This is a genomic window from Bacteroides sp. CAG:189, assembly GCF_000432295.1.
In the GTDB taxonomy this organism is placed as follows: domain Bacteria; phylum Bacteroidota; class Bacteroidia; order Bacteroidales; family Bacteroidaceae; genus Bacteroides; species Bacteroides salyersiae.
Genome location: NZ_HF991125.1, coordinates 69,242 through 82,108, shown reverse-complemented (window position 1 = coordinate 82,108; position 12,867 = coordinate 69,242). Strand labels below are relative to the sequence as shown.

The following is a 12,867-nucleotide window of genomic DNA, read 5'->3' as shown; positions in this document are numbered from 1 at the left end:
ATAAAACAACTGCTTCCTATTGTTGTTATATTTTTTCCTAATATGACTTCTGTTAGGTTTGTTTTGCCTTGGAATATACTGCCGGTTAAATCTGTCAGGCCGTTTCCGATGACCACTTTCTTAAGGTTGCTACATCCCTCAAATGGGCCATAACCCGATATGCTCTTAACCCCGTTTCCGATAATTATTTCTTCGAGAGCACTGCATTCATAGAATACATATTGTTCGATAGATTCAACTCTGTCCGGAATCGTTATGGCTTTTAATGACGCACAATCATTAAAAGCTCTTATGCCGATAGTTCGTAGAGTGGATGGGAGGACGATATTTTGTAAAGAACTACACTTGTAAAAAGCATTAGAATTTATGTCTGTCAATCCTTCGGGCAATACGATACTTTGTAGCCATTCACTCTCTTGGAGTGCCGCAGAATTGATTGTCAATGTTCCTTTTGGCAATATCAACGTTACCCATGTATTCTTTTGGAATTGCGTATTGATGCTGTTGTTTATAAATGAGGCATCCAATAAGTCCAGCGTCTTGACAGCTGTTAGGTTTTGCTTGATGAAAGCGATATCTGTATCATTAATAACGCCTGTCAGCTTAAGATTGTTGATTTTTGCATAATCGCTCGCTGATACTTGATTGCTGAGGTTCCCCGGACTTGTCACAGCGATGCTTGTTATATCGCTTGTACAATTGGCCCGCAAGGAAATCTCCCGTGTGCCTCCATTGGTTACTATGATAGCTTTGGCTTCAATCAGTCCTTCGGCTGTTACAGTGACGGTGAAAGGGATTGTGCGTGTCTCCAATGCTGGAATATTCTTTTCATAATCTCCTATGGAGAAAATGGTATTGTCGGTTGTTACTTTCGTTATGTTTAGTTGTTCACTACCGATATTGCGGACATTCAGGTTGACCGTTGTCGGTGCATTTTTTACTACATTTCCGAAGTAAAGTTGGGTCTCGCATACAGGGTAAGCAACGCCCGGCATTATGAATGATGTTGGCGACATATAGATATTTTTCACATAGCCGCGATCATCTCCGGTGGTAGCGGAACTACTGTTTTTGTAGCTCCATTTCAAAGTATGCACACCCGTTTTTAGATCATAACTATAAGGGGTATAGTTGGATATAATGCCGGATATATTAGTTACTTGCTTGTTGTCCACATAAAATATCAGTTGGTCGCCATTGACAGACCAGTCGAAAGAAACCGTAGCATCAAATGATAGGTTGAACGTTGTACTGAACCCTACTTCAGAGTTCGCTTCTTTATTACTGCTGGTCACAACCCCGTTTCCCGCAGTTGTCCACGGGGCAGTGGTAGATTCCTGTTCAAAGGTCAGTGGGAAAGAGCCTTCTTTCAGCGCATTGGTGGCAAAAGTGTCATCGTTTGCTTGTGTTCCGTTTATGGCAGCGTAGGTGCTCAGACCTGCCAGGCATATCATACATATATATAAGAATATCTTTTTCATATTACTTTTCTGTTTCGAGGGTTATTTATCCGGATTACCCATATCTCCATCACCCGGTACGGGGTCGATGGCGGTGGTGAATGAGGTGATATTAGAGAGAGTTGTGCCTTGTGAATTTGTGGCAAAAGCACGTACATAGTAAGTGGTACTTGATTTCAGGTCGCTCATGTTCAGAACCATCTGGTCTCCTGTGCCTTCGATGGCTTTTACTTGGTCGTTTTCGCCCGGTTCGTGGTTGGTGCTGCTCCAATAAAAACCTTTCCGTGTGATTTCCTGGTTTCCGTTACTGCTGATACGTGCAGTGACTTTAGCTGTGGTGATTGCCACGTCTGTCACGGAGATATTTCCGAAAGTCGGCTTATTGACGGCATCCGTGGTGAATTGTGCATGGCTATTGTAGGTCACTCCCGCTTCGTTGACGGCATATGCACGTACGTAATAGGTCTTTCCGGGCGTTAAGCCGGTGAGGGTGTGGTTGAGGGCGGTTACGTTGCCTTCAATGTCTTGGTGGGTGTTTTTATCCATATCCGGCTGACTCGTTTCGGTGCTCCAGCAGAAACCTTTCCGGCTGATGGTGCCGTTACCTGCCGAGTAGATCGTGGCGGTAAGTACTGCGCTGTTGATGGTGACGCCTGAGACATTTGTACTATACAGGCCGGGAGCGGTGATTTGAGTGGTGGTGAAACTTTCGCTGCTGCTATATCCCGTACCTACGCTGTTGGTTGCAAAAGCGCGTATGTAATAGAGGGTACCGTGATTCAGCCCGAGCAGTTGCTGCGTGAAGTCGTTGCCTTCAACACTGATCACTTTATCAGAGGTTGTCGGGTTGGGATTCGTTGTACTATAACAGAACCCTTTTCCTGTGACCGGAGAATTATTGTCATTGATAATACTGCTACGCACATAGGCCGAGGTGGTATTGATGGCCGAAATATACGGAATGTCCAACGTGGGTTCGGAAATAGTTACAGTGGTGAAGCTTCCGGCCTGAGAATATCCCGTTCCTGCTTCATTGGTGGCGTAAGCCGTCACGTAGTACGGAGTACCTGGGTTTAGTCCGGTAAATTCATGTAGAAATTCCGTGCCTGTCATCTGTATTTTTTCGCATCCTTGCATGTCCAATCGAGGATTCTGTACGGAGGTGCTCCAGCAGAATCCGCGTTCGGTCACGGTACCGTTGCCGTTGCTGAGCAGTGTGCAGTTGACGCTTGCGCCATCTGTTTTGGGTGTGGAGATGACGAGTGCATCCAGTCGGGGCACTGTGAGCTCCATGGTTTTAAATTCTTTGACGTTCGAGTATCCGGTTCCTTTTTCGTTGACGGCATAGGCTGTCACGTAATAGGTGGTTCCCGGTGTCAGTTCTTCTAACATGTACTTGAAGTCGTCGCCTTCTATTGCTTTATGTTCGCATCCTTCCGTGCCTGTTTGCGGATTGTGTACGGATGCACTCCAACAGAATCCTTGTTCGGTGATTGTACCGCCTCCGTTGCTGGCTATGGCGGCACTGAGGTCGGCTGTTTTGGTAGTAAACGTAGGGGTGGTGATCGTAACTTCCGGCAGTGTCACACTGGTGGTAGTGATGGTGACAGCATTGCCGTATCCGGTTCCTTTTCCGTTGGTTGCATAAGCCCGGATATGATAAACGGTGCCTTCTTTGAGTTTATTGATTTCTCCTGCGAATACATTACTTTCTGTTAAAGGCATTTCTGTCTGTCCGTCGCAAGCACCAAGCATGGGGGTGGAGTTTGTACTGCTCCAGCAGAATCCCCGGGAGGTTACGGCAGAAGTTCCGGCATCGGTCACTTCGGCGGTTACTACGGCATAATTACCGCGTACAGTTGGCTCGTCGTATGTGCGTACGGTTGGCTTTTCCGAATTCTCGGTGCGGATAACGGTTGTTTTGCCGTATCCTACGATGCCTTCGTTGTTCATGGCAAAAGCCCGTATGGTATAGTCGGTAGAGGCGCTCAAATTGCTGATGGTGACTACGAAATCGGTTTCGCCTTCGGGTACGGCCACATTGTTGTCTCCCAATTTAGGGTCGCCTTCGGTTCCTTTGACGTAGCAGACACCTCGCAGTTCGATGCTTTCTGCCCCGCTGGAGATGACCTCGCTTGCGACCGTGATACTTTGATTGTCTTTGGTTCGGAGGGTTATTGTATCCAGTTCGGGCGCATTGTTGGCAACTGTGGCAAACTGCAGAATTTCCGGACTGATGACAGTGGTGTTGCCGCAGGTGATGAAAAGGCAGTAAAAATAGTTCGTTCCCGGAATGAGTTCTTCCAATTGTACTTTTACTTCACCGGATGTTTGCTCTACAGGCACTTTGATTACATCTTTGTCACCCAATGCTTTACTTTCGAGCAGAGTCTTGTTGATGGAGTAGAGGAAGCCGCATTCGGTAATTTCCAGATCGTTTTCTCCGATATTCCCTTTCAGTATGGCGCTTTTGCGTTTAATGTCATCTTGCGGTACTACTTGGATCTCCATTTTCGGGGCAATCCAAGTGGGTTCTGTATCTTTTTCACAACCTCCTGTCAGCCAGATAAAGCACAGGATGGCGATGGTTCGTATGAGTCGTTTCATATCGTTTGAAGTGATTTATGTTATTCTTAGAAAATAATACCTACACCGGCGGTGACCTGATGCTGTTTGAAATTGATTGTGTTGAATCCTGCTGAAAGTAGGAACCCTTTCAGGCGCAGGATAGCCCCTATTTCTGCCGCTACTCCGGATGCGGAGTGATCGGTGTTTTTATACCAGTTGTCTTCCGTATCGGCTTCGAGCCAGGCAAAAGTGCGGTTACCGTATCCTACGCCGGCATAGCCGTAAAGTGGTTTAGCCAGACGGCGCATATATCCGGCTGTAATGCAGAGGTAGGATTTCTCTGTTCTTCCCGGTTCATAGATGATGGAGGCGCCTTCGGTGGTCTTTTGGTTATCGTCACATTCACCTACGGTTTTGATCGAGTTGAAGTCACTCCTGAAAGCGGCATAGAATCCGTTGGTGCGTGTAAAACCGATCATGCCGCCGAAGGAGGTTTGCCCGCCACCGCCAAATCCTGCCTGTACCATAATGAGCGTGTTCATCGGAACTTTCGGTTTGATGGTGGATATCATGTGGAAGGTAGGGCGTACGGTTTCTCCGGCGGTTACATTCAGCACGGTGTCTATCGGGAAGTATGTTTGTTTCTCGATACGCACTTTATATTCCTTGATCCCCATGCGGTCACTGCGGTAGGGAGTTTTTCCTACCCGTACGCTGTCGATGTATACGTCGGCATCCTGCTCGGGTAGTGAGAAGATTTCCATGTAACCGAATTTGGGTTTTAATGCAACGCTTTTGGTGACCGGAGTATTACCTAACTTGATGACACCGGCATCGGGCTGATACATCGGTGCTTCCACCCGATAGGTGTGTTCTCCTTTCGGCATGGTTGCGTTGAAAAGTCCGTTTTCCACAGGTACCGGTTCTTCGTCAATGTAAACATTGGCTGTGGCCGGCTCGGGGCGGACTACGAGAAATTGCATGTTACTTTCCGCCACGGGCTTGTTCTGGTCGTCGCTTGTGTTGAGTACCATCTCGTATACGGTTGCCTTTTCGATGATGTCCGGATAGAAATAGTTGCGCAGAATTCCCAGTTTGTCATGCAGGATTGAGATGCGTCGTGCACCACGGGGGACATAAACCCACACTTCTCCTGTCTTGTTTTCGCGGGCTGTAATGCCTAAGGCATCGGGCTCGAACATAAGGTCTTTTTCGTTGGTCACGATGCGTATCAACGCACATATTTCTCCGTTTTGATCCCGTTTCGGTGCTGTGATACGGGCGGTGATGTCGTTTTCCATCCGATTAAAGGAAGTTACCGTAATTTTACTCTGTTGGGCCGATAGAATACTCGGACATAAGAACAACAGAAAATAAAAAAGTAAAAACAGATGTTTGAAATTGTTTTGATTCATGTAATAATTGTTTGTTTGCGACAGTCTCCTTTCGCAATCATCCCTAATTTTTTAGAAGTATGGAGACTTTTATATTATTAATACTTCGCCTACAAATGTAGTTAATAAAACAGAAATAAGAAGCATTCATTCTTAAAAAAAATAGTTGCATGCCTTATTTCCTTTTACTTGTTTTTGTTTTGTAACGGTTTACAGTGACAAAATTTATATTAGTGTGCTGTTATTTATTTGTTTAATTTGTGTGACGATTGTGCTTTTGACGGATTTTAACAATATGATGATGCTCCGATGGAGCCTTAACTGTACTGTTGCATTGCACATGTCCCCTTGTACAATAGCTAAAAAGCCTTGGTGGCAAGCATTACGGAGCGGAAGAGCTTGCGATATTGCGGAAGGGCTTCGGTGATTGGCACTGCGAACGGAGAGATTTTTGAAAATGGGAGTCTATGTTCATAACCGGAAGATATGGATTATATGGGAGGAAATATATCTTCCTTATTTAATTCTTTACAGATTGTATAACTGTTATTATATGTTGACAGTAGTCAATTTATCTATTGGTAGTTGTCGGCTTATCCGTTGACTACTGTCAATCGATCAGTTGATGATTGCCGACGGGGAATTATATTTAAAACTTTCTTCCCCTCCCTTCCGCACTTAAATGCCGATGAATAACGAAAAGCGGAAGGGGGAAAGGGGAAATGAATTTCCATGTTTTAAGTTGCTTATGTTTTTGGGAAATACTATATTTGTGCATTAATAACCGAATAATATACAATCGTATGATTACAACACAGTTGCTCCGTCCGGAGAGCATCGTCGTCGTGGGTGCATCGAATAATGTGCATAAACCGGGCGGTGCTATATTAAAGAATCTTATCAATGGTGGTTATCGTGGTGAACTTCGTGCCGTCAACCCGAAGGAGACGGAAGTGCAGGGGATTCCTTCTTTTGCCGATGCCAAAGACATACCCGATACCGATTTGGCGATTCTTGCCATTCCGGCGGCGTTGTGTCCGGATGTGGTAGAAGCGTTGGCGAGCGGAAAGCAAACGAAGGCATTTATCATTCTCTCTGCCGGTTTTGGCGAAGAGACGCACGAAGGTGCACTGCTCGAAGAACGGATTCTGGCAACGGTGAATACATACGGTGCTTCGCTGATCGGGCCGAACTGCATCGGGTTGATGAACACGTGGCATCACAGCGTATTCAGTCAGCCTATTCCGCAATTGAGCTTGCAGGGAGTAGATTTGATTTCCAGTTCCGGTGCAACGGCAGTCTTTATTTTGGAGAGTGCGGTGACAAAAGGATTGCAGTTCAATTCTGTCTGGTCAGTAGGCAATGCGAAGCAGATCGGTGTGGAAGATGTGTTGGAATATATGGATAATACATTTGATCCGGAAAAGGATTCACGGATTAAATTGCTTTATATCGAGAGTATCGGTGATCCCGACCGTTTGCTGTTTCATGCTTCGTCGTTGATCAAGAAAGGCTGTAAGATTGCTGCCATCAAAGCGGGAAGTTCCGAAAGCGGGAGCCGTGCGGCCTCTTCGCATACGGGGGCTATTGCCAGTTCCGACTCTGCTGTCGAGGCTCTGTTCCGTAAAGCAGGTATCGTGCGTTGTTTCTCCCGTGAAGAGTTGACTACGGTAGGCTGCGTTTTCACGTTACCGGAATTGCGGGGGAAGAGTTTTGCTATTATTACGCACGCCGGCGGTCCCGGGGTGATGTTGACCGATGCTCTGAGCAAAGGCGGACTGAATGTTCCCCGGTTGGAAGGCCCGTTGGCAGATGAATTAAAATCCCGCCTTTATCCCGGTGCTGCCGTTGGCAATCCGATTGATATCTTAGCTACCGGTACTCCCGAGCATTTGCGGCTTTGCATCGATTATTGTGAAGAGAAGTTTGAGAATATAGATGCGATGATGGCTATTTTCGGTACTCCGGGCCTGGTTACTATGTTTGAAATGTATGATGTGCTACATGAAAAGATGCAGACTTGCCGTAAACCGATTTTTCCGATTCTTCCTTCTATCAATACGGCAGGAGCCGAGGTTGCCGCTTTTCTGGCAAAAGGGCATGTGAACTTTGCTGATGAGGTGACATTGGGTACGGCCTTGTCGAGGATAGTGAATGCCCCGCAACCGGCCACCAATGAAATAGAGCTTTTCGGTGTGGATGTACCTCGTATCAGGCGTATCATCGACTCTATCCTCGAAGATGGTTATATCGCCCCCCATTATGTGCAGGCATTGCTGCATTCCGCCGGTATTCCGCTTGTCGATGAGTTTGTTTCCGGCAATAAAGAAGAGGTGGTTGCTTTTGCACGCCGTTGTGGATTCCCGGTAGTGGCAAAGGTTGTCGGTCCGGTACACAAATCCGATGTGGGAGGAGTGGTACTGAACATAAAAGGCGAGCAGCATCTCGCTTTGGAGTTCGATCGGATGATGCAGATTCCCGAGGCACATGCCATTATGGTTCAACCCATGCTGAAAGGTACGGAACTCTTTATCGGTGCAAAATATGAAGAGAAATTCGGACACGTTGTACTTTGTGGTTTAGGAGGTATTTTTGTTGAAGTTTTGAAGGATGTTTCTTCCGGTCTTGCCCCGTTGTCTTATGAAGAGGCTTATTCTATGATCCATTCCCTCCGTGCCTATAAGATTATTCAGGGAACCCGTGGGCAGAAAGGGGTAAACGAAGATAAATTTGCCGAGATCATCGTCCGTCTTTCCACCCTGCTACGTTTTGCCACGGAGATCAAGGAGATGGATATCAATCCGCTATTGGCTACGGAGAAAGAGGTGATAGCGGTGGATGCGCGGATAAGAATCGAAAAAGAAAGATGAAGAGAGGGGAGAATTCTCCCTTCTTTTCACCCTCCCCAATTCTCCCTGTCCAGATTCCGATAGCTGATGGCTTCGGCCAGGTGAGCGGAGAGTATTTGTTCACTGCCTTCCAGATCGGCAATGGTGCGTGATACTTTTAATATGCGGTCGTAGGCGCGGGCGGAGAGGTTGAGCCGGTTCATGGCATTTTTTAGTAAAGTCAGGCCTTTGTCGTCAGGTTGGGCATATTGGGCAAGCAGTTTGCTCGTCATTTGTGCATTGCAATAAATGCCTGGTTGGTCGGCAAAACGGGTATCCTGTATTTGTCGGGCTTTGATAACCCGTTTACGAATTTCTGAGCTTGGCTCGGCAGGATGGTTGTTGGCCATCTCTTCAAAAGGAACCGGCACAATTTCTATTTGTATGTCGATACGATCCAGTAAAGGCCCTGATATTTTATTCAGATATTTCTGCACTTGCCCCGGAGAACAGACACAGGCTTTTGTGGGGTGATTATAATATCCGCAAGGACATGGATTCATAGAAGCGATCAGTGTGAAACTCGCCGGATAATCAATGCTGCATCTTACCCGGGATATAGAGATGCGGCGATCTTCCAACGGTTGACGCAATACTTCCAATACACTGCGTTGGAATTCCGGAAGTTCATCTAAAAAGAGTACGCCGTTATGGGCAAGGCTGATCTCACCCGGTTGTGGAAAATTTCCACCGCCAACCATAGCTGATTGCGAAATCGTATGATGGGGGTTACGAAACGGACGTTTTGTAATCAGTGAGGTGTCTCGGCTCAGTTTTCCGGCTACGGAATGTATTTTGGTGGTCTCCAGACTTTCACCGAGAGACAGAGGCGGCAGGATGGACGGCAAACGTTTGGCCATCATGGATTTCCCGCTTCCGGGTGCTCCGATCATAATAAGATTATGCCCGCCGGCCGCCGCCACTTCTAATGCTCTTTTTACATTTTCCTGCCCCTTGACATCTGCAAAGTCGTATTCAAACTCTTCCTGGCGGGTATAGAACTCTTCCCGTGTATTGACGATCGTGGGCTGTAACTCGCATTTCCCGTTGAAAAATTCGATGACCTCTTTGATATTCGTAACTCCGTATACGTTCAGGTTATTGACGACTGCCGCTTCACGGGCATTCTGCAGGGGAACGATCAGTCCGTCGAATTTCTCTTCCCGTGCTTTGATAGCTATGGGAAGTGCCCCTTTGATCGGTTGTATGCTACCGTCGAGACTTAGTTCTCCCATGAGTAAATAATGGGGCAGTTTCTCGGAAGAGATGGTTTCATTGGCAGCAAGGATGCCTATGGCAAGCGGGAGGTCGTAGGCCGAACCTTCTTTACGAATATCTGCCGGTGCCATGTTGATGACTATATTGCTGGTGGGCATTTTGTACCCGGTCACTTGCAGGGCGGAGATGATACGTTGATGGCTCTCTTTTACGGCAGAGTCGGGCAGACCTACCAGATAGAACATGCAACCTCTTGAGCTGTTTACTTCGATGGTGATAAGGGTTGCGTTTATACCTTGTACGGCCGCTCCGAATACTTTTATGAGCATGTTTTTCTTAGTAATTTAAGGGCAATTATTTCTTTTCGTTTTTCTTTAGCACTTCTTCCACTTTGTGGCTTAGGCTGTCTGCCGGGATATCTCTTGCAAGTATTCTTCCGCTCGGGGATACGAGTATGCTGACAGGCAGCTTCTGAACGGCGTATTGTTTGGCTGTTTCCATGTCCCATCCGGTGAAGGTACATACCTGTTCCCAGTTTAATGTATCTTGTTTGATTTTGTTTTTCCAGGCTTTCTTGTCTATATCGAGTGAAATGCCGAGTATCCCGAAATCTTTGCTCTTCTTGTATTTGGCGTTTATCTTGCGCAGTTCGACATTTGTGGAGTCACAGTCTTCGCACCAGGATGCCCAGAAGTTGATAAGCAGATACTTATCTTTAAATTGCCCTGTGCGGGTTATTTTTTCTCCTTTTTCATTGGGGATACTGAAGAATGGCGCTGCTTTGTCTTTATTTACTTTTTCCAGTTGGCCGATATATTCTGTAAGTTGTCCGATACGAGGTTTGTCCTGTAAGATTCCGGCCATGATGTTGATAAGCTCTTTAATTTTATCGAAATCGGGGTTTTCTTTCTGAACAAAATATTTGTCGAGCAGATAGATACTGGCAAAAGAAAAGTTGTGTTGGCGGATAAATGTTTCGGCTTTTTCTTCAAGTGCTTTATCCGACGGGGTGTCAAGCTCTTGCAGGCTGGCTTGAAAAGCGGAAAACTCTTCGTTATAGATGTTACCGTTGATGTTCAGGCAGCTCAGATTATTTACGTTTCCTGCTATTTTTATTTTATTCTTTTTATCAAGGAAAATGGGGTATTCCGTATTTTTTTTAAATAATAATACGGCAGAAGTAATGGTATCTATTTTGAGGGAATGAGAGAATTTGTCTCCTTTTACGCAGATAGTATCTATCTGTTCGTAAAGTCCGTCCACCCCATACAGATAGATTGTGTCATTACCCAGTCCTTTAATTTCTCCGGTGATACTTGTTGTGTCGGCTTCCTTTTTGCAGCCTGTCATGCAGAGTATCAGAATGAGCAGAATATTAATCTTCTTCATTTTCCATTTCTTTTCTGCGAAAGTACGTGTTTTTACAGATAAAAAAAAGAATTGCCCGCCATTTGTCTGGCGGGCAACTCTCTTTTTTATTATTACGTATAAGATATTATCTTATTTGATAATGTTCATGAAGTCTGAATTTGTGAAATATTTAGCAAATTCAAGATCTGTTGCAGCTTTCTTTGCCAAAGAAGAATCTTTAGCAACAGCGTTCTTCAAGCTGCTTGTCAACATAGACTGATTGTTAGTTCTTGCACCCAGAACAGCCATCAGATAATCTGTATAAGCATCCGGCTTTTCAATGTTAGCCAAAGTGTTTTTAGCTTTGTTGTAGTCTTTAGCCAAAATCTGAGCAAGTGCGGCACTGTTAGTCTTAGCATCACCGAATGAGTTTACTGCTCTTTCATACTGACCTTGTGCGATATACAGGTTACCCAATGTTTCGCCTAATTCTTTAGCACCGGCAGCTTTGCCTAAGTATGCTTCAGCAGCATTCTTGTCGCCTTTAGCCAAAGCAACAAGACCGAGGTTCATGTTTACTTCAGGAGCAGCCTGGATGTTTGCAGCTTTCTTCAGGTAAGATTCTGCTTTGTCGATGTTACCGGCTTGATAAGCTAATTTACCAAGGTTGTTGAATGCACGGTAATCGTTCGGGAACAGCTCAGTAGCTTTTGTATAGATAACTTCTTTCTTACCGTTGTCGTTAGTCAGAGTTGCGGCATACAACAGTTCTTCCAGTGTCAGTTCTTTCGGATTAGAAGCAGCCAAAGAAGCGATTTCGTCGTCAGACTTACCGATGATTTCATAGTTCAAAGTCAAACGAGAACGACGCAGTTGCGGCAGGATTTCGTCAGCCAAAGTTTTGTAAACAGAAGAGATGTTTTTGATTTCCTGTTCTCTTTGTTCAGGATCCTGATACATAGACAATACGCGAAGGATCAGTTCTTTGTCCTGGATGTTTGATTTAGAAACCAATTCCTGGAAACCTTCCCAGTCCTGAGCAGTATATTTTGAATCGATAGGAGCGTCCACTTTTGCTTTCTTCAAGTCTTTGCTCAACATTTTAGTAGTGTTGCTTTCACGATTTTCAGCCAAACCTGTGTTCAGTTTCACACCACCGTCAGGAGATGCATAAGCAGATACCTCGATGTTGCTGATCTTCTTGTTGGCAGCTTCGTTTACTTCAGCTACTTCCTTATTGAATTCTTTAGCAGTCTTCAATTCGCTTGCACGGATGTTAGCCTGTTGGATAAGGAACATGATGTTCGCATTGTGCTTTTCTTTGATGATACGTTGGAAAGCGTCGTCACCGTTAGCAGGATTGGCACTTTGTAGTGTGTTTTCAACCAATTCGGATGTCGAGATCACACCATCAGCAATTTTAACGGCAGGAATAGTAACAGTTTTGTTACCGATCTTTGCGTTGAATTCAAGATACAATTCAGACTTAGCCATTTCAGGAACATAGTCGAATGAAGTCTTCATTGTGTAGTTTCCACCTACTTTGTAAGAAATAGTTTGGTCGTTACCTTCCACTTTTTCGCCTTGGAATACAGCTGGCTGACCTTTAGCTTCGCCGCCGTTCCATCTCAGAACCGGAGTTACTTCTACAACCGCTTTCTTGTTGAAATACTTTTCAGGGAATTTTCCATTGATGGTTACGGGAACCTTACCAGCTACTGCCTCCAGCACTTGCGGAGTCGTAGTGAAGTAATCAGATGATAATTCACCCATTTTCTTGTTACATGACGATAATGCAACAACCAATGCCATAAGTAAAGGCAAATACAGCTTCTTAATCATTTTAGGTATAATTTAAATGTTTGTAATTGAAATATTCGTCTATTCGTTCACACATCTTTTCCCATTAACCCGGAAAAAGTAACGCAAAGATATTAAATCTTAAGATATATATATAAACAAGGTATTGTTTTTATTATAATTTAATGA

7 protein-coding genes are annotated in these 12,867 nt (G+C 45.1%); 1 reads left to right on the top strand and 6 read right to left on the bottom strand.

What is annotated here, in order from left to right:
* The 3 genes from QVP90_RS18745 to QVP90_RS18735 form a co-directional block, all read right to left on the bottom strand.
* Positions 1 to 1,481, bottom strand: a 1,481-nt coding sequence (locus QVP90_RS18745) for a leucine-rich repeat domain-containing protein (protein WP_288204917.1), incomplete at its 3' end; no start/stop codon positions are given.
* A 21-nt stretch (positions 1,482 to 1,502) separates the two neighbouring features.
* Entirely contained in the window at positions 1,503 to 4,067 is a 2,565-nt protein-coding gene (locus QVP90_RS18740) for a fibronectin type III domain-containing protein (RefSeq protein WP_021937278.1), read from the bottom strand.
* A 26-nt stretch (positions 4,068 to 4,093) separates the two neighbouring features.
* The gene (locus QVP90_RS18735) at positions 4,094 to 5,443 is read right to left on the bottom strand and encodes a PEGA domain-containing protein (RefSeq protein WP_021937277.1); all 1,350 of its coding nucleotides are present in this window, start codon (positions 5,441 to 5,443) and stop codon (positions 4,094 to 4,096) included.
* Between the two features lie 782 nt (positions 5,444 to 6,225).
* On the opposite strand from QVP90_RS18735, the gene QVP90_RS18730 reads away from it, so the two are divergent.
* The gene (locus QVP90_RS18730) at positions 6,226 to 8,292 is read left to right on the top strand and encodes an acetate--CoA ligase family protein (RefSeq protein ID WP_021937276.1); all 2,067 of its coding nucleotides are present in this window, start codon (positions 6,226 to 6,228) and stop codon (positions 8,290 to 8,292) included.
* Positions 8,293 to 8,318: 26 nt separating this feature from the next.
* Here the strand turns inward: QVP90_RS18730 and QVP90_RS18725 are convergent, their stop codons facing one another.
* From QVP90_RS18725 to QVP90_RS18715, 3 genes are all read right to left on the bottom strand, one after another.
* Positions 8,319 to 9,857 carry a YifB family Mg chelatase-like AAA ATPase gene (locus QVP90_RS18725; RefSeq protein WP_021937275.1) on the bottom strand — a complete coding sequence of 513 codons (1,539 nt, stop codon included), beginning with the start codon at positions 9,855 to 9,857 and terminating at the stop codon, positions 8,319 to 8,321.
* 25 nt (positions 9,858 to 9,882) lie between these two features.
* A complete protein-coding gene (locus tag QVP90_RS18720) occupies positions 9,883 to 10,917 on the bottom strand; it encodes a TlpA disulfide reductase family protein (RefSeq protein ID WP_007479712.1) in 1,035 nt (344 codons plus the stop codon).
* Positions 10,918 to 11,028: 111 nt separating this feature from the next.
* Entirely contained in the window at positions 11,029 to 12,720 is a 1,692-nt protein-coding gene (locus QVP90_RS18715; RefSeq protein ID WP_005928409.1) for a tetratricopeptide repeat protein, read from the bottom strand.
* Between the last annotated feature and the right edge of the window lie 147 nt (positions 12,721 to 12,867).

What these genes read in the sequence shown, in the direction of transcription:
- QVP90_RS18735 (WP_021937277.1), bottom strand. Translation starts at nt 5,443, where the DNA reads ATGAATCAAAACAATTTCAAACATCTGTTTTTACTTTTTTATTTTCTG.
- QVP90_RS18730 (WP_021937276.1), top strand. Translation starts at nt 6,226, where the DNA reads ATGATTACAACACAGTTGCTCCGTCCGGAGAGCATCGTCGTCGTGGGT.
- QVP90_RS18720 (WP_007479712.1), bottom strand. Translation starts at nt 10,917, where the DNA reads ATGAAGAAGATTAATATTCTGCTCATTCTGATACTCTGCATGACAGGC.
- QVP90_RS18715 (WP_005928409.1), bottom strand. Translation starts at nt 12,720, where the DNA reads ATGATTAAGAAGCTGTATTTGCCTTTACTTATGGCATTGGTTGTTGCA.
- QVP90_RS18725 (WP_021937275.1), bottom strand. Translation starts at nt 9,857, where the DNA reads ATGCTCATAAAAGTATTCGGAGCGGCCGTACAAGGTATAAACGCAACC.
- QVP90_RS18740 (WP_021937278.1), bottom strand. Translation starts at nt 4,067, where the DNA reads ATGAAACGACTCATACGAACCATCGCCATCCTGTGCTTTATCTGGCTG.